The organism is Streptomyces sp. NPDC006733 (assembly GCF_040636125.1).
In the GTDB taxonomy this organism is placed as follows: domain Bacteria; phylum Actinomycetota; class Actinomycetes; order Streptomycetales; family Streptomycetaceae; genus Actinacidiphila.
Window position 1 is genome coordinate 16676 of record NZ_JBEYJD010000046.1, and the last position, 20764, is coordinate 37439.

18 protein-coding genes are annotated in these 20764 nt (G+C 69.3%); 13 read left to right on the plus strand and 5 right to left on the minus strand.

Features of this window, described 5'->3' with window-relative positions; translation table 11 throughout:
* Nucleotides 1–40 precede the first annotated feature (40 nt).
* From ABZ721_RS32260 to ABZ721_RS32270, 3 genes are read left to right on the plus strand one after another with little or no spacing between them, the layout of a single operon-like run.
* A complete protein-coding gene (locus ABZ721_RS32260) occupies nt 41–562 on the plus strand; it encodes a hypothetical protein (protein WP_358792313.1) in 522 nt (173 codons plus the stop codon).
* Nucleotides 562–2841, plus strand: a complete 2280-nt coding sequence (locus ABZ721_RS32265; RefSeq protein WP_358792314.1) for an ATP/GTP-binding protein — start codon at nt 562–564, stop codon at nt 2839–2841. The genes ABZ721_RS32260 and ABZ721_RS32265 overlap by 1 nt, the downstream gene beginning before the upstream one ends.
* Nucleotides 2841–3800 (plus strand): replication-relaxation family protein, encoded by a 960-nt coding sequence (locus tag ABZ721_RS32270; protein ID WP_358792315.1) that lies wholly within the window; start codon nt 2841–2843, stop codon nt 3798–3800. Before ABZ721_RS32265 ends, ABZ721_RS32270 begins: the two co-directional genes overlap by 1 nt.
* Before the next feature lie 497 nt (nt 3801–4297).
* Here the strand turns inward: ABZ721_RS32270 and ABZ721_RS32275 are convergent, their stop codons facing one another.
* From ABZ721_RS32275 to ABZ721_RS32290, 4 genes are all read right to left on the minus strand, one after another.
* A complete protein-coding gene (locus ABZ721_RS32275; RefSeq protein WP_358792316.1) occupies nt 4298–5050 on the minus strand; it encodes a hypothetical protein in 753 nt (250 codons plus the stop codon).
* A gap of 2 nt (nt 5051–5052) precedes the next feature.
* On the minus strand, nt 5053–5628 hold the full coding sequence (locus tag ABZ721_RS32280; RefSeq protein ID WP_358792317.1) for a sigma-70 family RNA polymerase sigma factor: 576 nt from the start codon (nt 5626–5628) through the stop codon (nt 5053–5055).
* A gap of 536 nt (nt 5629–6164) precedes the next feature.
* A complete protein-coding gene (locus ABZ721_RS32285) occupies nt 6165–7493 on the minus strand; it encodes a hypothetical protein (protein WP_358792318.1) in 1329 nt (442 codons plus the stop codon).
* An 11-nt stretch (nt 7494–7504) separates the two neighbouring features.
* The gene (locus tag ABZ721_RS32290; protein WP_358792319.1) at nt 7505–8263 is read right to left on the minus strand and encodes a hypothetical protein; all 759 of its coding nucleotides are present in this window, start codon (nt 8261–8263) and stop codon (nt 7505–7507) included.
* A gap of 60 nt (nt 8264–8323) precedes the next feature.
* On the opposite strand from ABZ721_RS32290, the gene ABZ721_RS32295 reads away from it, so the two are divergent.
* On the plus strand, nt 8324–9154 hold the full coding sequence (locus ABZ721_RS32295; protein WP_358792356.1) for a glycosyltransferase family 2 protein: 831 nt from the start codon (nt 8324–8326) through the stop codon (nt 9152–9154).
* Nucleotides 9155–9159: 5 nt separating this feature from the next.
* Here the strand turns inward: ABZ721_RS32295 and ABZ721_RS32300 are convergent, their stop codons facing one another.
* On the minus strand, nt 9160–10206 hold the full coding sequence (locus ABZ721_RS32300) for an NAD-dependent epimerase/dehydratase family protein (RefSeq protein WP_358792320.1): 1047 nt from the start codon (nt 10204–10206) through the stop codon (nt 9160–9162).
* Nucleotides 10207–10453: 247 nt separating this feature from the next.
* Between ABZ721_RS32300 and ABZ721_RS32305 the strand changes: the two genes are divergently transcribed.
* The 9 genes from ABZ721_RS32305 to ABZ721_RS32345 all read left to right on the plus strand — a co-directional run bounded on the left by ABZ721_RS32305 (nt 10454) and on the right by ABZ721_RS32345 (nt 20746).
* Nucleotides 10454–11716: an XRE family transcriptional regulator gene (locus ABZ721_RS32305; protein WP_358792321.1), complete on the plus strand. Its 1263-nt coding sequence runs from the start codon at nt 10454–10456 to the stop codon at nt 11714–11716.
* Nucleotides 11717–11922: 206 nt separating this feature from the next.
* Nucleotides 11923–13269 (plus strand): hypothetical protein, encoded by a 1347-nt coding sequence (locus ABZ721_RS32310; RefSeq protein WP_358792322.1) that lies wholly within the window; start codon nt 11923–11925, stop codon nt 13267–13269.
* 1139 nt (nt 13270–14408) lie between these two features.
* Nucleotides 14409–14837: a hypothetical protein gene (locus ABZ721_RS32315; protein ID WP_358792323.1), complete on the plus strand. Its 429-nt coding sequence runs from the start codon at nt 14409–14411 to the stop codon at nt 14835–14837.
* A 287-nt stretch (nt 14838–15124) separates the two neighbouring features.
* Nucleotides 15125–15685, plus strand: a complete 561-nt coding sequence (locus ABZ721_RS32320) for an ATP/GTP-binding protein (protein ID WP_358792324.1) — start codon at nt 15125–15127, stop codon at nt 15683–15685.
* Between the two features lie 225 nt (nt 15686–15910).
* Nucleotides 15911–16408 (plus strand): SAF domain-containing protein, encoded by a 498-nt coding sequence (locus ABZ721_RS32325; protein WP_358792325.1) that lies wholly within the window; start codon nt 15911–15913, stop codon nt 16406–16408.
* Complete coding sequence (locus ABZ721_RS32330; protein ID WP_358792326.1) at nt 16408–17280, plus strand: hypothetical protein; 873 nt, start codon at nt 16408–16410, stop codon at nt 17278–17280. The genes ABZ721_RS32325 and ABZ721_RS32330 overlap by 1 nt, the downstream gene beginning before the upstream one ends.
* The gene (locus ABZ721_RS32335; RefSeq protein WP_358792327.1) at nt 17273–18829 is read left to right on the plus strand and encodes a CpaF/VirB11 family protein; all 1557 of its coding nucleotides are present in this window, start codon (nt 17273–17275) and stop codon (nt 18827–18829) included. The genes ABZ721_RS32330 and ABZ721_RS32335 overlap by 8 nt, the downstream gene beginning before the upstream one ends.
* A 112-nt stretch (nt 18830–18941) precedes the next feature.
* The gene (locus ABZ721_RS32340; protein WP_358792328.1) at nt 18942–19856 is read left to right on the plus strand and encodes a type II secretion system F family protein; all 915 of its coding nucleotides are present in this window, start codon (nt 18942–18944) and stop codon (nt 19854–19856) included.
* On the plus strand, nt 19853–20746 hold the full coding sequence (locus ABZ721_RS32345; protein ID WP_358792329.1) for a type II secretion system F family protein: 894 nt from the start codon (nt 19853–19855) through the stop codon (nt 20744–20746). Before ABZ721_RS32340 ends, ABZ721_RS32345 begins: the two co-directional genes overlap by 4 nt.
* The last annotated feature ends 18 nt before the right edge of the window (nt 20747–20764 follow it).

Here is a 20764-nt window from a genome sequence, read left to right on the forward strand (position 1 = left end):
GTCCCATGGGGTGCACCGGTGGTCTGCGCCGGTGGTCTACGTGAGAGACCCGCAGATCATCCTGCATGACATCGAGCACGTCCCGCAGCATATGGCGGCGTTCCTGGGCGCCCACCGGTGGTGGGCCGCCGTCGGCCTGCTCCTCGCCGGGGCCATTTGGGCTGCCGCAGCGGGGTGGTGGCGTCAGCGGGCGGCGGCCGCTCTGCGGGATCGGGTCGCCTTCGAGCTAGTGCCCGCAGCCACCTTCGAGGCCGGCCCGTCCGAGTTGCGCTGGTCGGCCGGACAGATCGCTTCGGTCCGCGCTGCCTGCGGGTCGATGCCCCGGCGCGCGGTGGCCACCCGGCTGCGAACCACCTATACCGACAGCAAGATGCGCACCTTGCTGGAAGGTCCGGTGCGCGCGGAGAGCTTGTTGCGGATGCCTGGCTATACCGACGTCGAAGTACTACACGCCCACCTGGGCAGCGGCCGCCCGACGGTACCGAGGATCCGCTTCGAAGGCGCACCCCCTCGGCCCACACCAGCACCCGCGCACACGCAACCCACCGGAGGGACGGCCTGATGAGCGTGAACCTGAAGAAGAAGCTGGCTACGGGCAGCGTGCGGGAAGGGCGGCGGATGTATGTGGCGCGGGCCGAGCTGGTGCTGGCCCGGCCCGATCACCGGCCGCTGGCCCGCTTGGGCTCCGACCCCGACCCGCTGCAACGCCTCGCCGCGGCCATGGCCGCCGTGCGCAGCCAGGACGGCGAACAGGCCGATGTGATGGTGGACCTGGTGCCCGTCCCAGATGGTCAAGTGGACCGGCGCCGCCGGTCGCTGATCGCCCGCGCGGCCCGGCGCGGGCCGTCCGCGTTCGGCGAGCGCCTGAGTCCTGGCGGTGGAGGCGGTGCTTGGGTGGACAGTGTGCGCACCGTCCTGGCCGACGGTATGGGGATCAGCTCCTCCCCCGGCGGCCGGCCACGGCCGGCGAAGGTGCCCCGGCAGGTCGACCTCGCCGACGGGGTCGGCAAATTCACGCTGGGCGAGCCGGTCTTCGCCGTCCAGGTCCTCATCCGGGTCAGCGCCACGCATCCGGTGCGGGCCCGCGCACTGCTGCACCAGTTGCTCGGCGCGATGGCCATGTTCTCCGGCGAGAACCGGTGGCGCCCGGTCGGCCCCCGCCGCACCGCCTGGCGGCCGTACAGCAACGTGTGGTGGCGCCGCCGCTCGTTCGACCGGCGCGTGGCCACCGGCGAGTTCGCTCCCGCCAAGCGGCAGTGGGTCACGACCGCAGAGATCGCCGGCCTGCTGAAACCGCCCACGAAGCACTGCGCGGCCACCAACGTCGCCCGGTGCGGCGGCGTCGTGCCGCCCGCCCCGGCCGGGCTGCCCAAATGGACCGGACAACCCGGCATGCTCCCGCTCGGTTGGGTGACCGGTGCCGGAGGCCGGGAGTATCTGGCTGCCGCGCACGTCGCTGATGTGCTGTTCGGCCTGGGTCTGGGCAAGTCTGGATTCGGCAAGACGGAGCAGGCCCTGGTCCAGATGGTCACCCTCGCCTACGGCGGATACGGGTGCTGGTTCCTGGACCCGCACGGGGAGGCGCTGACCCGTGCCTTGCCGTATCTGACGCATCCGGCGGTGCGGGACCGCGTCCAGCTGATCGACCTGGCCAAGCCCAGCATGGACAGCCCCTTCGGGTGCTGGAATCCCCTGGACATGCGCGGCCGCCCCATCGAGGACATCCAGGATGTCGTCGGCGCCATCGTCGGCGGCATCGCTTCAGCGCAGGGCTGGGGCAACAACGCCCCGCAGGCACGGGCGATCTTGAGCAATGCCGTGCTGGTGCTCGCCCACTTGGCGTACCAGCTGGTCGCGGCGGGCTGCCCTGAGCTGCAGCCCACCATCTTCCAAATCAAATCCCTGCTGACGGAGGACGACTGGCGGGCAGGAGTCCTCGAGAACATGTCTGACGACATCAGGCGGTTCTGGCGGGTCACCTTCCCGAAATACGCCGCCACCGCGGTGCCGACGGTCACCAACGCGCTGGACGTCCTGGAGACCTCCCTCAGCCTCAAAACGTTCCTGGGCGGCTCCTTGTCCACGTACAACGTGCGGCACGCCATGGACAACGGGAGCATCGTGCTCATCGCACCGTCCGGAACCGGCGCAGGCGATTCGCTCATCACCAGCCTGCTGATCTTCGATCTGTTCCTGGCCGGCACGTCCCGCCAGGACACCCGTGTTGAGCAGCGCCGCACGTTCTTTGCCTGGATGGATGAGGTCGCGGCCGTCGACGCCGCCGGCCGCGGCTTCATCGCCAAGATCTTCGAACAGCTGCGCAAGTACGAGGTGCGGCTCATGGCGATGACGCAGATGGCGATGCGCCTGTCGGAGACCACCCGGCAAGCGGCATTCCAGAACCAGTCCGTCCTGTCGTCGACTGCGTCCGACATCGACGAGGCCCGCTACGTCGCGACCCGAATGCCCGGCATTACACCGGAGACCCTCGCCGGCCTGGACAAATACGAATACATCGTCAGCGTCATGCTCCACGGCAAACGCACCACCCCGTTCAAGGTGAGGGGCGTTCCGGTCGACCAGGTGCTTTCCCGCTACTACGACCCGAACGCCCTGCCCGACCTGGACGCCGCCATCGACATCTCCCTGGGCCGGCGACCCGTCGCGAAGATCCTCGCCGACCTGTCCACCCTCGACGAACGGATCGGCGACTACCTCGCCGCCCACCCTCCAGCCCCGGCATCAGCGCCGTCCGGCCAGCACGACGTCATGCGCCATGACCTGTCCCACGACACCGGCACCGCAGACGCCGGCGACGACCGAGAAGAAGAGAACCTGTAATGGCCTATCCCGCCGGAATGCTCCGCACCCACGGCCTGCCACAGCTCGCCGAACAGCTCCTGCCGGTGCTGTACCAACACCGGCTGATGACCACCAGCCAGCTCCAACAGCTGCTGCAGCCGCACACCACGTACCCGGTGTACCTGCGCCGCCAACTGAACCTGCTGCGCAACCTGCAGCTCGCGGGCGCGACCGTGCGCCGCCGCGGAGGGCAGGGCGAACTCGCCTGGTACTGCACCAGTGCGGGAGCGGACCTCGTGGAGGCTGCCGGCGAGGTACGTCCTCGCGCCTACCGGATGACAGAGCAGAGCGCGGCCTCCCAGCTGCAGGAACACACCCTGGCCATCAACGCCACCGGCCTGGCGTTCGTCCAGGCCGCGCGGAGGGCCGGGCACGAATGCGGACCACTGGACTGGGAGCCAGAACTCGCCCACCGCCTGCGCGATGGCGACAGCCGCACCGGCGACGAAGCCTTCCTAGTCCCCGACGCCGTCCTGTCCTACATCCACCGGCACAGAAACACCCGCACGATCTGCAGCTACTTCCTGGAGATCGACCGGGCCACCATGACCCCGGACCGCCTCGCCGACAAACTGCGCGCTTACGCCCGCTACCAGAGCTATCACCCCACCCCCACCACCGGACGATCCCGTACCGGCGCTGCCTCGGCGGGGAGCGGGGCGGCCTGGCAAGACCGCTATCCCGCCTTCCCGCGCGTGCTGTTCGTGCTCACCGGCGCCCCCACCGCCACCTTGCACCGGCGCACGGCCGATCTGCGCGCGCTCGCGGCAGCCGATACCCGGTTGCGTCGTGCCGCCGCCCGCCTCCCCGCAGGCGTCACCACCCTGCACCAACTGCAAACCGCTGGCCCGTGGGAACCGATCATCACCCCTGTTTTCGGCGATGATGCCACCCCCACCAACGCCATGCTGCACGCAGCCGCACCGTCGGCCACCTGAGCTGAGCGCCCAGGAGGCCGAGACCTCCTCGCCCGGGTCCGAGCAGCGGGTCGCAGAGCCAAAGCGGTGGTCCCAGCGCAGGCGACGGCTGGGAACGTCGGACTCCGTCTGGCCCTGGGCTGGCACACCGCGTCGGGTGTGACCTCCGCTGATTCCAGACGTTGAAATGACCATGAGCGGAGAGAGCGGGATGGTGCGCGCCGTGCGGGAATGGCAGCGGCAAGTGCCCGAAGTGGGGGCAGGGCCGGCGCTCAACGCGCTCATTCCCGCTCTCGCAGCTGAGATGAACTCGGTGGGCAGCATGGCGACGTTGAGGGTTCACCTCGCTCTCCTCGAGGCCCAGCATCGGCAGCAAGCTACTCCCGAAGGCAGCGGCTGAGGGTAGGGCCGCGCGGGTCCGGCTGGCCAGGTAAGGGAGAAGCAGCTCCAAGACCTGGAGCTGCGATGGGGCGGTACCGCCGTGCTGGTCCTGAGGAGGCGCACCAGCACGGCGGCGGTCAGACGGCAGCCAGATCCTTGATTTCCTCGACGAGGTCCGGTTCGGGCAATGGAATGTCGCCGTAGTCGTCGTCGCCGTTCTCTTCAATGTGCAGCGGTCCGCGCGTTGCGGCCAGGAACTGCTCGCACATCACCTCCCACAACGTCACGCTTCCCATGCCGTCGGGGCCGGACTGCGGTTCTTGGACCTGCAGCAGCTGTGCGAGGAGCCGCACGGTCGCCCCGGGACGCTCGGTACGGAAGGCCACGACCTGCCGGTACCAATGGTGAGCTTCGGAGAGTTCCCCCTGCTGGGCGTGGTGCAGGACCAGGTAGTACGCCGAATGCGGGTCACCTGCTCCGGCGGCGAATTGCCACCAGAAGCGGGCGCCTTCGTCGCGGCCGGTCAGTTTGAGCAGGCAGGCGAAGAGTCGGGCGCCCTCGGGTTCGGTGTGGGAGGAGGAGATGAACTGCGCCATGGATGCGGACGCGCTTGAGGTCCGGACGGCCTGGGCGCACATCTGGCGGATGTGGCGGGCTCGCCGGCGCATCGCCGCTTCCAGGCGCGCAGGAGTAGAGGTGGTCTCCCGTGAGCGCGGGGAGGAGCAGTGGAAGGCCCCGGCCGCGGCCGCCGTGGCGTCCATCTGAGCCGCCCGCTCCATCAGGTGGGTGCGGACGAGGGCGGCGACGCGGCGTTCGGCTGCGCGGGTGTCGCGGGAGTATCCATGGGTGAGGATCTCCGCGCGGTCCAGGACCTCCTCGATGTGGTCCATCGTTAGTCCCCCTTCATCTCGGTGGCGGGCAGGTCGGGCCCGAGGATGGCCCGTAGGCGGCGGGTGGCCGCACGGCGGTGAGACGACACCGTTGCCGAGCTGACCCCCATCAGCTCAGCGACTTCCTTGGTGGAGAAGCCTGCGTAGAACCGCAGAAGGATCACGTCCTGCTGCCGGTCCGGTAGCAGTGTCAGCGCCTGGCGAACCGCGATTTGAGCCTCCAGGTCGGCGATCGGATCCTGGGTCAGGTGGAAGGCGACCGCTTCGAAGACAGTGGTGTCGACCACGATCGGTCGACGGGTCCGGGATCGTAGCTCGTCCCGTACCCGGTTGCGCACGATCGCGAAGGCGTAGGCCTCCGTGTTGGGCTGGCTCAGGACACCCGGCCAGTTCAGCGCCATCTGCGCGAATGCCTCATCGACGGCCTCGGCGGCGTCGGTATGTGAGCCCAGCCGGGCGTAGGCGTAGCGCTCGTAGGCAGCGCTGTGGAGCTTGTGGAACGCAGCGAAGTCCAACGGAAGAACGACGCGGAAGTCCTCGTCCACGTCCGAGATCGGGGCCGGTCGCGGCTCGTTCACCGAACCTCCTGCTGGGACTCGGTCGTCACCGGGTGCGCGGGGTAGGTGCGTTCCCGGATCTCAGCGGCGCCGATCCGCACGCCGGCTCCAGCCAGGCGGCGCAGAGCTATCCGCACATCTGGCACAAACACCCGCAGCAGTGCCGCGGCTGTGACCGCGTGCCAGGCCACATCGTGATTCACGCTGATCTCTTTTCCTCAACGCCAAGCACCGTTGTCCCGGGTCCGGTGCCCGAGAGCACATCGCTCTCTTGCCTCTATAGCGCCAGGCGTGAGGAAAACGCGCAGTCGTCCCACCAGAAACATGCGGAACATGCCCTCTCACTTTCCCGGTTCCTTGCGAGACCCTCTGCCGTTCTTCCGCTTTGCTAGACAGGACGGTCTGTAGGCGGTGCGGTATAGGGGGAGACTGCGGTGTCATTGCTCCCCAAGAGCGTGTCTGACGGCGGGATCGATCGCTGGCGAGGGCACGGTGCCGTCAAGGACAGCGGGGTAGTCCGTCGGCTGGGCTGGCAGGGGTACCGGTTGACGAGAGCGTCAGGCGACAGCTGGATGCCCGGCTGCCTTGCCCGCTGCGTCCCGGCGCATGGCGGTCATGCCCAGGTCTGCCAATCGGGGCACGAAGGCCACGTCGAGCTCGTCGACCGGATGGAGCAGGCCCCGCTCGCAGGTCTCCGCCACCCACACCCTGCAATCGGCGGCAGGGTAGGCGGGGTTGACCCCGATCTCTCCTTTGGGGAGGAACCCGTTGAACGGCGTCGCGAGCCGCTGTTTGTTCCAGTAATTCCATGCCCGAAGGGCCTTGGCCTGCTCGAAAGCGAGGTAGAGCTGCGGATAGCGCTGAAGGATCCGCATCTCGCGGAACAGAGTCTGCCCCAGCAGGGACGGCGCGGCCCGGGTGAGGTCGTCGAAGTCCTGGTCGCGGAAGGTGAGGGAGGTCGCGTCCTGGCCGGCATCGAGGGCCAGGGCCGTGAGCAGATGGGAGAGGCGGTCGCGGGTGTACAGCGCTGCTCCGGGTGCGAGACGGGGCTCGATGTCAGCGATCAGGTTGTGCAGGCGTCGGTGGCCGGGGTGGAAGCGGGAGAGGTCGAACAGCTTGTCCATGCCGTTGACCGCGGAGAACGCCAGGCGCTTGTAGAGAAGGTTGTTCATCTCTCCGACAGCGGCGTATGTCTTGGTCTGCGCGCTGGTGGAGTGGAGCAGCAGGTACTCGGACAGCACTTCGAAGTACAGGTAACCCAAGAACGGCAGGTCGCGGACGGCGGCGGCGAGCTGGTCCACGAAGGTGCCCGGCGGCGTCCGGTGTCCGGTGGCGTTGGCCAGAGCTACGTTCAGGAAGGGGGCGGCCGCGCGGATCTGGTGGAGCGCCTTCCGGCGCAGCCGGGTGTCCTCGGCCTCGGTGAGGAAACTCCGGTGGCCCAGGTAGGTCTGCAGGTGGACGCGGCCGAGCCGCAGGTAGTCGATGCCCTTGGCTGGTGCTGGGGCGGTGGGCGTGATCTCGATCATCAATGTGCGGGTGTGCGGCTTGGTCTGCAGCAGGTAGCCACCGAGGTTGTGCGGACGCAGGCCGGCGGAGGTCGGAGTCAGCGGCGCGCAGTACAGGGCGGCGAGCAGGCACCCGGAGGAGGCGTACAGCTGGCCGCTGGCGCGGATGGCGTCCAGCGCCGTCGTGGTGTGCATCAGATGGATCGGGTGGCCGCTGGTGAGGGCCTGGGTCATGGCGTTGTGGGCCAACAGCCAGCCGCCGGGGGTGTCGTGCTGCAGGCGGTCGCGCCAGTCCGCCTCGCTCTCGATGCACCCGCCGGCCACGGGCCGGGTGGGGGTGCTGGTGTGGTCGGTGTGGGCGTCGTCGAGGTCGGTGTCCACGAGAAGGTCTCCTACTGGCCGGGAGTGAGGCTTTGGCGGGCGCCGGTGAGGGCATGGTGGTGGGTGGCACCGTCCAGGGCGGCCTGCTCGCTGCGCACGACGAGGGCGAACGCGGCGGAGGGCAGCCAGTCGGGCACCGGGATCCGCAGCCGGGTCGTGTCCGGCCACCACCGCTGAAGCGGCAGGCGGTATCGGTCCAGGCAGTCGGCCGCCTTGAGGACGTCGACCAAGTGCGGGGCATGGCGATAGGCGTGCTCCTGGCGTGCGGTGAAGCGGTCATAGGGCACGTCGTGCACGGCGACCGCTTCCGCCGCCTGGTGCAGGAGAGCCACCGGTACCTCGCGTCCCAGGGCACGGGTGACCGTGGCGGTGTGGCGCAGGAACCACGATGCGGCGCGCCGACCGTGATCGGGATCCGCCCGGTCATCGTGCCGCCGGCAGTCGTGGACCGCCCCGGCGACGCACGCCGCCGCGACGTCGTCGCCCGCCAGCCCGTACTCCTGGGCCAGGAGCGCGGCGAGCAGGCTGACGCGGGCGTTGTGGCGGATGCCGTGGTTGGAATCGGCCTGACGCGTGGTGGTGAACCAGGACCTGGGCGGTTCGAGCATCAAGCCCGGGCGTGGGAGGCTGGGCTCGGCGTCGAAGTTCACCGGCCGGTTTTCCGCAATCCACTCGAGCGTCACCTGGTCCATTGGCTGGTGGGCGGGCAGTCGGCGCTGCGAGGCGAGTTCCTGCAGGCAGGCGCGGCCGGGCGGAGTCCGATCGGTCATGGCGTCCCTCACACAGATGGGTACGGAGCAGGCGTGAAGCTGGGCGTGGCGATCTTGACGATGGGCACGCGGCCCAAGGAACTGGCGGAGCTGCTGGCCTCGGTCCATGCGCAGACGGCTCCGGCGGTTCGGACCGTGGTGGTGGCCAACGGGTGCGCGATGCCTGATCTGCCGCCGTGGGTCGAGACGGTGCAGCTGGCGGAGAACCTGGGGGTGACCGGCGGCCGCAATGCCGCTCTGGAGCACCTTCGGGACATGGACCTGGTCCTGGACCTGGACGACGACGGCCTGCTGGTCTCCGACGACGTTTTCGCCACGATCACCACGCTGTACCAGGCGGACCCGCAGCTGGGGATCGTCGGCTTTCGCATCGCGGACGAGACCGGAGTGACCCAGCGCCGCCACGTCCCTCGGCTGCGCGCCGGTGATCCGATGCACGGCGGGCTGGTGACCGGCTTCCTCGGCGGGGCACACGTACTGTCCACGAAGATGCTGGCCCAAGTCGGCCCCTGGCCGGACGCCTTCTTCTTCGCACATGAAGAGACCGACATGGCCTGGCGGGCGATCGACGCAGGCTGGCGGGTGCGCTACGAGCCGCGGCTGCTGCTCCAGCACCCGCGCACCTCCCCGGCCCGGCACGCGTTCTTCTACCAGGTCACCGCCCGCAACCGGGTCTACCTGGCACGCCGGCACCTGCCGGCGGTGCTCATCCCGATCTACCTGGGCGTGTGGGTTGCCTTGACGCTGGCCCGCACCCGCAGCGTGTCCGGGTTGCGGGCCTGGTTCGGCGGGTTCGCCGAGGGCTGGCGCACCCCGTGCGGACCCCGTCGACCGATGCGGTGGCGCACCGTGTTCACCTTGGCCCGACTCGGCCGCCCCCCGGTGATCTGAGCCGCTCACGCGACGGCTCGGGCCTCGGCGCGGAGCCAGGCCGGGATCGCCTCGGGGGTCCGCTTCAGCCACTCCACGTAGCGGCTCACCCCGTCCTCGATGTCCACCTGCGGAGTCCAGCCCAGCACCTGGCGCATACGGGTGGTGTCTGCGCATGCGCCCAGCGGGTCACCCTGCGGCCGGGGAGTTGCCATGACCCGCGCATCGGGATAGTGGCCACGCACCAGATCGGCGACCTGTCGGATGGAGGTGGCGCGGCCGGTGCCGACGTTGAGCGTCGAACGGTCCGCGCTCTCGGTCACGGCCGCCAGCAAGGTCGCCTCCGCGATGTCGTCGACGTGCACGAAGTCCCTCACCTGCCAGCCTCCACCGTTGAGGTGGAGCGGCAGGCCGAGCGCGGCCCGCATGGCGAACCAGGCCACCACCCAGCTGTGGCTGTTCTCCTTGACCACCTGCGGTTCTCCGTAGACGGAGAAGTACCGCACGATCGCGTACGAGCCGCCGGTGCCGCCCAGGGCCAGGGCGGTCTGATGTTCGCCCCACAGTTTGGTGTTGGCGTAGATCGACCCGGGCGTCAGCGGATCGGTCTCGCGGAACCGTGCCGCCGCGTCTTCTGATCCGGCGCCGGTGCCGTAGACGCTGGCCGAGGAGACGAAGACCAGCCGCTTCAGCGTGCCGGTGTGCCGGGCTGCGGCATCCAGCACGGTCTGGGTGCCGTTGATGTTGGCCTTCAGCGCCGCCGCCGGGTTGCGGGTGCACTCCGCGACGTCGGCCAGAGCCGCGGCGTGGATGACGTAGTCGCTGCGCGACACCAAGTCGTCCATCAGTGCGGCGTCGGTGATGTCGCCGGCGATGACGTCCGGGTCTCTCGGAGAGATCTCGAACACGGAGGAGTAGACGGAACTGCCGTAGGCGTCCAGTCGGCCGACGGCCAGCGGCTTGGCGCCGACCGCGCGGAGCTGGTGCACGATGCGACTGCCGACCAACCCGAAGCCGCCGGTCACCGTGACCGTGGCGCCGGACAGATCAGCTAAGCGGTCCCTTGAGTTCACGCGGGCCTGCCCTTCTCGACAGCGCCGCACGGGTGCGCGGCTTCAGCCGTCAGAACACCACCGGCCATCCCTTGCGCCCCAGGGGATGGCTGTGTGTCCGGTGTGTGCCCGCCCGTGCGAAGCCGCCTCACCACCCGGCCGGGTACGGCATGGTGGAGGGAGAGGCATCGGCGGCGACACCTCGGGGGGCGGCATGGACCTGGATCGGCATCCGCTGGCGCATCTGCGCCGCCATCACCACTGGTCCATGGACGACCTCGCCCGCCTGCTTCGCGAGCAGTCCCTCCGGCGCGGCCTGCGCAGCGGTATCGATCGCAACCGGATCTGGCTGTGGGAAACGGGCGGCACCATGCCGAGCCAGGAGAGCCAGTCGCTGCTCGCCGGCGTCCTGAAAGTTCCCGCCGCCCAGATCGAACAGCTCGGATGGCCCCACTGGCTGCCGGCCTTCGAACAGCCCGCCCCCTTCAGCCCGTCGGGAAGCCGGGCCGCCCTGAGAGAGGTGCAGATCACCCGCATGGACCGACGATCTTTCCTGGTACTCAGCAGCAGCACCCTCATCGACGTCGCCGCCGACTGGGCCCGCATCGAACCACGCCACCTGTCCCAGGCCCTCGGCGGACAGCGCGTCGACGAGGAACTGCTGCAGTGGCTGGAACAGCGCTCCAGCGAGCTGCGCGCTCTCGCCGCCAGGCCGCACCCGCAGGTCTCCGGTCTCATCGACGCCCACCTGAACACCGCCATCGACCTCATCGCCCAGGACCGCTACACCCCAGCAGTCGGTCGCCGTGTCCACGCTGTGGCCGCTGACCTCGCACATTGCGCCGCATGGCTGCGCTTCGACGCCGACCGGCACGCCGACGCCCAACGCCACTGGCAAGCTGCCGTCCACGCCGCCCATCAAGCCGGGGACCGCGACCTCGCCGCCGTCGCCCTGTCCGACCTCGCCTACCAGGCCACCTGGCTGTCCAGGCCCGCCGACGCCGTCCAAGTCCTGGCGTACGCCCGCACCCGCACGCGCACTCCAGCCGCCCGCTCCCTGCTCGACGTCCGCCGGGCCCGAGCCTGCGCAGTACTCCAAGATCGCCAGGGAACCGAGCGCGCGCTGGCGTCCGCCGAGACCGAGTTGGAGCGGATTCGCCCACAGGACACGCCCCCAGTGGTCTCCTGGATGTCGATGGCAGATGTCAGCGCCGACGCTGGACGGTGCTGGCTTGACCTCGGCGACCCAGCCCGAGCCGACGTCGCGATCGGCGCCGGGCTGGGCGACCTCGATCCGCGCCGATCCCGCACCAAAGCAGTGTTCCTGACCTATCGGGCCGAAGGCTCGCTCCACGGCCGAGACGCTGCGGCCACCGCGACCGATGCCCGCGCCGCTCTCGACGCCGCCCTCGGTTCAGGAGCTGCCCGCTGCGTAGACCTCGTCTCCGCGCTCATCCGCCGTCTGGACAACCGGACCGAGCAGCCGATAGTCGAGTTACGCGAGTACACCCGGGAACGGCTCGCTGCCTAATGGGAGCTATGGAACCGAGGAATGCTTGGTTCCGTAGCCGCCAGCAGGTGAGCACTATCGCCGCCGGGTGGGACGCCACACGAATCCGCTCCTGCATCCCTCCCGTCCGGCGGAACGTGAGCAGAGGCCCTCTCCCTTTACCGGGCTTCACTGGGCAAGATCGCTTCATGCGCCCTGTGGGCGGCGAGGTGAAGGGGGAGAGTGCAGTGTCGGACGACAACGGATTCCGGATGATCGAGGCAGAGGATGCGCATGGCCTCGTCGTCACTTTGGACATGATCGGCCAAGATCCCCAGCCCTTCGCCAAGCCCCTCAAGTGCCGTCATTGCCCGCGCCCGGTCAGCGCAGTGCGCGGCTATCCGAAGTCGCGGGCCGGCAGTGGGCCGGCGTCCTGGGTCCATTCGCACCTGCGGCTCAACGGCCACCCAGACCATGGTCCGCAGTGCCCGCTCAACCCTTTGTGGGTCATCGAGCAGATCGCCCGCGGCTCGGAAGGGGTGGTCGCCGCCAATCCGGAGGGCGGCCTGCGGCTGGTGCTGCCCGATGGCTCCGGCTCTGTCCCCCAACCTCCAACCGACGTTGATCCAGTCGAACCGCCTGATGGTGTGCTGGACGATCTCACCGCGCTGCGCATCACCACGATCCGCCCGGTGCTGCCCCCGGCCCTGAACAGCGCCGTGAAGATCGTACAGTTCCTTCAGCTCAATGCCTTCGCACTGCCCGCGCTGCGGCTCTTCACCATCGACTACCGCGGCAAGCTGATCCACTGGCGCCGATTCTGTTACGGGCCGCCGGCCTACGCCAAGCTCCACCAGCGAGTCGCCACCAGCGGCAACGCGCTCCCGCATCCCGTCGCGGTGTACGGCACGGTCATCCGGTCCGGTGTCGCCAAGGGCAACGGCACAGCGTACGCCGTCCTCGCCAGCCAGACGCCGGGCGTCGACGGCCAGCCGCCGTTCGATGTGCTGCTCCGCAGCCGCCATCCCAGCCTCCTTGCCCCGCTGAAGCCCGGCATGCACGTCCTGGCCATCGGGGAGCGTTGGAAGCACCGGGCCGATCAGCCGGAGGTGCAATTCTGGGCAACGGCTCATTGGCAACTCGCCTACTGGACCACCAACCGCGCCACGGGACTCCCGACCGATCCCGCCTGCCCTCCCCCGCTGACCAAGACGCAGCCGCGGCCCCATGCCCCGATGCCCCAGCGGCACGCGCCCCGCACGACCACCCGACCGCCCGCCGCCCCTGCCTCGCCAGCGTCAGAGCCGAAGCCCCAAGGTCTGCCGGCAAACACCCCTGCGCCGCAACCGGTCATCCCTGAAACGACATCCGAGGTTCCTCCCGTCCCGGACGTGCCGATCGCTGTTCCCCCGCCGGAGCCCATCGCGGAGGCGGACCCTGCCCCGTCGCCCTCAGCGCCTACGCCGGCAGGTCCGCCGCCGGGTGATCCTCCGATTCCCCCACCGCCCATGTACCCGCCACACGTACAGGTTGCTCAACCGGATCCCCCTGGCATCCGGGACTGGCTTCGGCGCTTCGGAAGGAGATCGTCATGACGAGCGAGTAGGGCCCATGGGATGACCGACTCCACAACACCCACCGGGCCGCAGATGAGTAGCAGCGGACTGCCTGCCAAGAGTTCCCGAAATTCATCGCCCCGTGCTGTCACATCCCACCCGTTCGGAGGACTTCCCGTAGTTGTACAGCCGGAATCCGTCCGGCTGCCGACCTCAGGAGCTTCCTATGCGCCGTTTCCGCCGCACCGCCACCACGCCTCCTCGCCTCGGATGCGAGACGCCGGCCTCTGGCCCGGGCTTGTCCACCCCGCTGCTCGCTGAGCTGGAAGCCCTCTGCGATCACGCCCGCAACCTTCCGTGGCTGGGCAGCCGTGAACAGCGGCCTGAGGAGTACCAGCGCCTCGCGGGCATTGTTGTGGCGCGTCTGGTGGAGGGCTGGGCCGAGCAGACCGGTGGGCACGGCACGCTCCAGGACCTGCTGGCGTTGCCACTCACCTGTGCCGCGGTGCGCGGAGCGAGGAGTACGGCGCCCGTGAAGCACCCCATATTGAGCGCGGGGACCGCACTCGCAGAATCGCCGGCTCGATCGAATACAAGGGACTGATCATGGAGCGATGGGATGAAGGTGCCCTCCCTGCAACGCCTTTGGCCGCCCGTGGGCGAGCTTCAGTGGCTCGGCGGTGGTCTGGGGGTCTGGCCCCCGGCGGACAACTGGACCCGTGTGTCGATCGGTCGACTGCTGTTTCGGGGGTGCTCGCTCATGGACTGAGGGGCGGCATATCGCTCTTCGGATCTACTGAAAGGGATCGTGACGTTTCTGGGCCCGTCTTGTGCCTGGAACTGTCGATACGCGCTGGGTTGTTGACGGCTTCTTGCGTAACGTGTGGGCACAGAGTGATTCGGAGCGGTTACCTGATGCAGTTGGTGGTCGCGACGGTGCTGGCGTCTCGCGGAATCTGCGCAGATTGGCTGGCGTCAGTTCATAGGGTCGGGGAGGCGTAGTGGCACAGCCAGCACGTGCAGGACGAGAGATGCTTTGCCGTTGGAACCGAGTCCGTGCGGCAACAGGGGTTCTCGTTGCAGGCACTTTGATGACTGTGCCTGCATGCAGCTCCGGAAATGGTTCAACAGACAAGGACCGCACGGCTTCTCCATCGACGAGTACGGCAACGAAGACCGTGGATCCGACGGAGCGCGCCAAGACCGATGCGCTTGGCGTCTATAACGCGTACTGGCAGCAGCTGCAGCTCGCCTACGCGAAGGCCAGCACTGACGGCACCGACATCAAGAAGTACGCGGTGAGCCCGGTGCTGAACGGGCTCGAGGACGAGATGAAGAACCTCCGGACCGCCCACCGGATCGTCATCGGCCAGGTCTCAGTGGGGAACCCCACCGTCACCAGCATCGCGCTCAACCAGAAGGTGCCCAGCGCCTCTATCTCCAGCTGCCTCGATGTCGGCCACTGGGACATGGTCGACCAGGCCACGAAGAAGAAGGTCGCGCTGCCGCCCGAGCGCCGCACCAAGTACGTCACCTTGGCGACGGTCGAGCGGTGGCCGGATGGGTGGAAGGTCATCAAGGACGACCCACAGGACCGGCCATGCTAAGGCGCGGCGCTGCCATCGTCGCGGTTGCTGTGATCGCCACGGCGTTGGCTGGGAGCGCCTCCGCATCAGGTCCAGGAACCGCCGGCGACTGCGGAAAGTACTTCTGTGTGGGTGTCCAGGTGCCCGGCCATCACCCTGGACCGAAGCCCGTCGGTTCCGGAGGATCAGGCGGCACTGGGCAGGGAGACGATGGCCTGGTGCACCCGGTGTGCACGTATAAGCCGACCAGTCCTCAGCCGCCGGCGGGCAGCGCGATGTGGGAGGGTCACGCGCCGGGCGATGGTCTGGTGTATGACGAGCGCTGCGTCATCAGTCCGACGAACATCGTCAACAGGACGGTCTGGGCAGCTCAGCCTCCAACGGCCCCGGCGGTCGATCCGGCTGTTCTGGCCCAGCAGGCCGTGGACAAGATGCTGCTGCGCGGAGCGGACATCGGCATTACCCCTAAGCCGGGTGGTAGGGGCGTAGTGGGCATGCCGGTCTATCTCTGGACGACGAGATCCGCTGAAACGTACGGGCCGAACACGGCGACCGCGTCGGCTGGCGGTGTCACGGTCACCGCGACCGCGAAGGTCTCGAAGATCGTCTGGGCGATGGGTGACGGCCACACCGTGGTCTGTACGACGGCCGGCACTCCCTACCAGGCGGCCTACGGCAAAGCGCCGTCGCCGGACTGCGGCTACCGCTACACCCAGCCGTCGTCCACGCAACCGGGCGGCACGTTCCCTGTGACAGCAACGTCTACCTGGACCATCGACTGGCAGGGAGCCGGCCAGACCGGTCAGCTCACCGAGGTCCGCAACAGCGCCGTGAACATCACCGTCGCTGAAGTCCAAGTCCTCAACTAAACGCACTGCGCACCCTGAGAGGCCGATCACCGTATGGAACCCCCCGTCACCGCGCCGTCGGTGCCGCGCCCGCAGAGCCCGGGCCGTCCCGAAATCCCCATCACTACCGCGGCTCCGGTCAAGCGGGAGCGCCGGTGGGCTGTCGTCGCTTTGTGCATCGTCCTGGCTGCCCTAGCCGGGCTCGGTGCCGCTGCGGCCGTCACCTCCGCGAGTAACCGCGTCAAGGTGCTGGCCATCGCCCGCGATGTCCCCGCCGGCCAGACCCTTGCCGATGCCGATCTGGCCGTGGCGGAGGTATCCGCCGATGGTGCGCTGACTCCGGTACGGGCGACAGACCGCAACAGCGTCGTCGGCAAGCGGACCGCCGTCGACCTCCGCAAGGGCGGCCTGCTGACCAGCTCCCAGCTCGGTGCCGGCACCGGCCTGGGTGACGACAAGCAGCAGGTCGGCGTGCAGGTCAAGCGCGGCCAGAGTCCCTCGGGAACGCTCGCAGCCGGGGACAAGGTCCTCGCCGTGACCACACCCGCTCAGGGTGACCAGTCCAACGGCAAGAACGACAGCCCGCCGTCAACCATCACCGCCGTGGTCGTGTCGGTCTCCCGCCCCGACGCGTCCGGCACAGTCGTCGTCAACCTGGCAGTAGCTACCAGCGATGGGCCGCTGCTGGCGACCCGCGCCGTGATGGGTCGCATCGCGCTGGTCCGTGAACCGCGGAGCAGCTGATGCCGGTTACCGCGCTGGTCTCCGCCAAGTCGGGCGGCGTCACCACGACCGCCCTCGCGCTGGCTCTGGCCTCCACGCGCCCCTCGCTGCTCGCCGAGTGTGATCCGGCGGGCGGCACGATTCGGGCCGGCTTCCTCCAAGGCCAGGTCGGCGCTGGCTTCGGGCTGTACCACCTGGCCGCCGCTGAGCGAACGGGCCCTGAGGCGATGGCCAACGCGTTCGCCTCGCACTTGTGGGCGATGGATGAGGCCGGTCACCGCCGGCTGCTGCCCGGTCTGACCGACCCGGCGCAGGCTGCTGCGCTGAGCCGGACCTGGCCGGCCCTGTCGGATGTCCTGCATGTCATGGCCGCTGAGGCCGGGTACCACGTCTTCATCGACGCCGGCCGGCTGGCGTTGGAGTCAGGGCATCTGCACCCCACCTTGACGCCGGCGCCCTTGCTGCACCGGGCCGACCTGGTGCTGCTGGTGGTCCGGGGCACTGATCAGTCCCTGACGCTGGCCCGGCATGTGATCGAACCGCTCCGCGCGGAACTCGAGGAGCACGGCACCGGAGCCGATGCGCTCGGGCTGCTGCTGATCGAGGAAGCCGCCTACCGGGCCCATCAGGTCGCTGAAGCCCTCAAGACACCGGTGCTGGCCGCTCTGCCGTGGGACCCGGATACGGCCGGTTACCTCACCAACGGCGGTCGCCCGCCGCGCGGCCACGGCCGCAGTCCTTTCCTGCGGTACGCCCGAACCGCTACCGAGCAGCTGGAAGCCGCCGCGTCCCGGCGCCGCATCCATCAGCAGTTGCCTGCCTGGCAGGGCAACCCGCAACTGGCTGGGGCGCTGCAGCGGTTGACCCAGACGAAGGGGCTTGGACGTGGCTGACACCCACCAGCGGGCCGGCGTCAACGGTCACCCCGCCCCCCTGGGCCGCGACGAGCTCGCCAACCTGCTCACCACCCACATCGGGCAAGGCCGCCCCGGCCCGGCTCAACCCCACCCGCTCCCCGAGCAGCCCGCACCGCCAGCAGCACCCGGGCCGGCCGTGGTGCCGCGTCTGGCTGATCTGCCGGGCGGGCTTCCGGTCGGCTGGGACGTCATCGAGGACCTGCAGATCAAGGTCTCCCAACAGCTCAGCACCCGCGACCCCGACCGGACCTTGGCCGAGGACGACCGACGCGCCCTGGCCCGGTCCCTGGCCACTTCCACTGTCGCCGAGTGGGGGGCTCTGTACGCCCAGGGCAATGCGCCGCTGACCGCCGAGCAGGAAGCAATCATCGGCACGGCCGTCTTCGACGCGATGTACCGCGGCGGCCGACTGCAGTCGCTCCTGGACCAGGACGGTGTCGAGGACCTGATGGTCGATGGCACCCGGGCCTTCGTCGAATACTTCGACAAGCCGCGGCGCACCATCGAGCGCGTCGCCGACACGCACGATGAGCTCATTGCGTGGGTCAACCGGATGGCGGGGCTGTCCGGGCACGGCGAGCGGGCGCTGACGCAGGCCTCGCCGATGGTGGGCTTCCGGATGCCCGACGGATCGCGCGTGACCGCGTCGATGCTGACCAGCCGCCCTTCGGTGGTGATCCGCAAGCACCGCATCCGGCAGCACGGCATGGCCGAACTCGTCCGCTGGGGATCGATCAACCCGCTGCTGGAGCGGTTTCTCATCGCCTGCGTTCATGCCCGGATGAACATCCTGGTCGTGGGAGACATGGGCGCCGGCAAGACGTCCCTGCTGCGCGCGCTGGGCCGGGAGATCCCGGAGGCCGAGCGCCTGGTCACGCTGGAATCGGACCGGGAGCTGTACCTGGACGAGCCCGGCCTGAAGCCCGGCCCGGTGACCTTCGCCTTCGAGGCCCGCTCCTCCAACGGCGAACGCACGGGCGACAACCGGCTCGCCGGCGAGGTCACCTTGTCGGACATGTTCGCCACTGCCCTGCGCTACAACGCCACCCGCGTCATCGTCGGTGAGGTGCGCAGCACGGAGATCGTGCCGATGTTGCAGTCGATGTCCGCCGGTGGTTCCGGGTCGATGTGCACCATGCACGTGCGGCGCCCGCACGCCATCATCAGCCGCCTGGTGCAGCTGTGCACCGAGGCCGGCATGGTCAGCGAGGCAGCCCACCACCTCATCGCCTCGTCCATCGACGTGGTCATCTACCTCACGTACCTCGATGAGACCGGCCAGGGCGGGCGCAAGCACCGGTTCGTCTCGCACATCTACGAGGTCCAGGACGTCGTCGGCGAAGGCGGCCGCCCCACCACCAGTGAGCTGTTCGCCCCGATCGGCACGGAACGCCGGGCCCTGTACCGGAACATGCCGTCGTTCATCGACGACTTGGAGCGCACCGGTCAGTTCCACCGCACGTGGCTGACCGACAATCCCCACGGCGCGTGGGGACCCGCCCTGCAGACAGTGAGCCCCCGATGACCGCCCCCGACCTGGATGCGGTCTTCCAAGGCCTGCCCCTGAACAGCGACCTTGAGCGGGCGGGCCTCGGCCGCTGCTGGCGCCAGGGCTCCGCGCGCACCTGGAGGTCGTGGTGACTACCTCGCAACTCGCTCTGGTCGCGGCCAGTTGCTCGGTCCTGGCGATCCTGGCCGTCATCCTCATCGTTCGGGAGGTGCGCGGCCGTATCCCGGATCCGACCAAGCCTGCGTCCCGCACCACGGGCCGGATCCGACGCGCGAAGGCGGAACTGCCCGAGGCCTGGCGTGCCCGCTGGCGCCTGCTGGTCACCACGGCCGGCATCGTCACCGTGAGCGTGTGGGCCTGGACCGGGTGGCCCGTCCATGGCCTGCTCGCCGGCGCCGCCGTCCTCGGCCTGCCGTTCGTCCTCAACCCGGGCACGGGTGCGAAGCTGCGCATCGAGCGCCTCGAGGCGCTCGGGCAGTGGCTCAATCACCTGGCCGGTGTGCACACCGCGGGCATCAGCCTGACCCAGACCATCCGCGCCTCGGCGAAGAACCCGCCCGCACCCATCGCGGTCAATGTGCGGTTGCTGGCCGAGCGGCTGCGCAGCGGCGTCGATGCCCAGCGCGCTTTCGCGCAGTTCGCCGATGAACTCGCCGACGGGGTCTCCGACCATGTGGTGCTGCTCTTCCAGTCCCACGCCGTCTACAAGGGCCCGGGCCTGTCGGATGCTTTGGAGGCGCTGGCCGTCACCATTCACCAGCAGGCCGCTGACGCCCGCGATGTGGAAGCGGACCGTGCGAAGGTCCGCAAGAGCTCCCGCATGGTCTCCGTCGTGATCTGCGTGGTCGTGATCGGCTGCATGCTCAACGGCGCCTGGTCCGCCTGGTACCAGTCGCCGGCCGGGCAGATCGTGCTGGCCTTCCTCGGCGGGATGTTCGCCTGGACGCTGTCGTGGCTGCGCCGCATCGCCCGGACCAAGCCCGACCCCCGGCTGCTGGACCCGCTGCCCGCTCACCTCACCACGCTCGGGGGGACGCGATGATCCCGGTCCACGCGGTCCTGCCCGCAGCCGCGGCCGGCGCCCTCATCGGGCTGGCCGTGCGGGCCGCGATGCCCGCCCGCCCCAATCTGGCCAGCGCCCTGGACCGCTTGGACGCCAGCAAGGTCACGGTCGGACCAACCTCCGCGGACACCGCCCGCACCGGCTCGCTGCCCGAACGCATCGGGGAGCGCCTGCTGCGGGAGTTCGGCGGCCGCCTCACGCTGCCGATGAAGGACCTGAATCTGCTGCGCAAATCGCCGGCCGAGCACCTCGGTAAGCGATTCCTCTTCGCCCTGTACGGGCTGCTGCTGCCGCAACTGCTGCAGGCCCTGCTCGCCGCAACCGGCAGCCCTTTCCACTTCATCGCCTACGGGTTCGTATCCCTCGGCTTCGGCGCCCTGTTCTGGGTGTGGCCGGGTAAGGAAGTCGCCCGGGACGCCGCCGCTGCGCGGCTGATCGTGCGGCACGCCGCCGCCTCCTACCTCGAGCGCGTCGCGCTGGCCCGTATCGCGAACTCGGGCGCGGCCCAGGCCCTGACGCAGACCGCGGAGGTCGGCGACGGCTGGATCTTCGTGCGGATGCGGCAGGTGTTCCACCAGGCCGATCTATCCGGCGTCACCGTGTGGGACGCACTGAAGCAGCTGGGCGAGGAACTCGACATCCCGGAACTGACCCGCCCCGCCGACACCCTGGCCCTGGCCGGTGACGGTGCGGCGGTCTACGCCACCTTGCAGGCCCAGGCACGGCAGCTGCGCATTGCCCTGTTGTCCGATGCCAAGGCCGAGGCCAACGCGGCCAGCGCGGTGATGATCCTGCCCGTCACCGCCGGCGTGATCCTCATGCTCACCTTCGTGATGATCCCGATCACGATCACCATCCTCGGCAGCTGAACCCTAAGGAGACGAACA

Coding starts and splice junctions, on each gene's coding strand:
- ABZ721_RS32305 (WP_358792321.1), top strand. CDS start 10,454: ATGGACGACCTCGCCCGCCTGCTTCGCGAGCAGTCCCTCCGGCGCGGC.
- ABZ721_RS32295 (WP_358792356.1), top strand. CDS start 8,324: ATGGGCACGCGGCCCAAGGAACTGGCGGAGCTGCTGGCCTCGGTCCAT.
- ABZ721_RS32290 (WP_358792319.1), bottom strand. CDS start 8,263: ATGACCGATCGGACTCCGCCCGGCCGCGCCTGCCTGCAGGAACTCGCC.
- ABZ721_RS32265 (WP_358792314.1), top strand. CDS start 562: ATGAGCGTGAACCTGAAGAAGAAGCTGGCTACGGGCAGCGTGCGGGAA.
- ABZ721_RS32270 (WP_358792315.1), top strand. CDS start 2,841: ATGGCCTATCCCGCCGGAATGCTCCGCACCCACGGCCTGCCACAGCTC.
- ABZ721_RS32345 (WP_358792329.1), top strand. CDS start 19,853: ATGATCCCGGTCCACGCGGTCCTGCCCGCAGCCGCGGCCGGCGCCCTC.
- ABZ721_RS32275 (WP_358792316.1), bottom strand. CDS start 5,050: ATGGACCACATCGAGGAGGTCCTGGACCGCGCGGAGATCCTCACCCAT.
- ABZ721_RS32330 (WP_358792326.1), top strand. CDS start 16,408: ATGCCGGTTACCGCGCTGGTCTCCGCCAAGTCGGGCGGCGTCACCACG.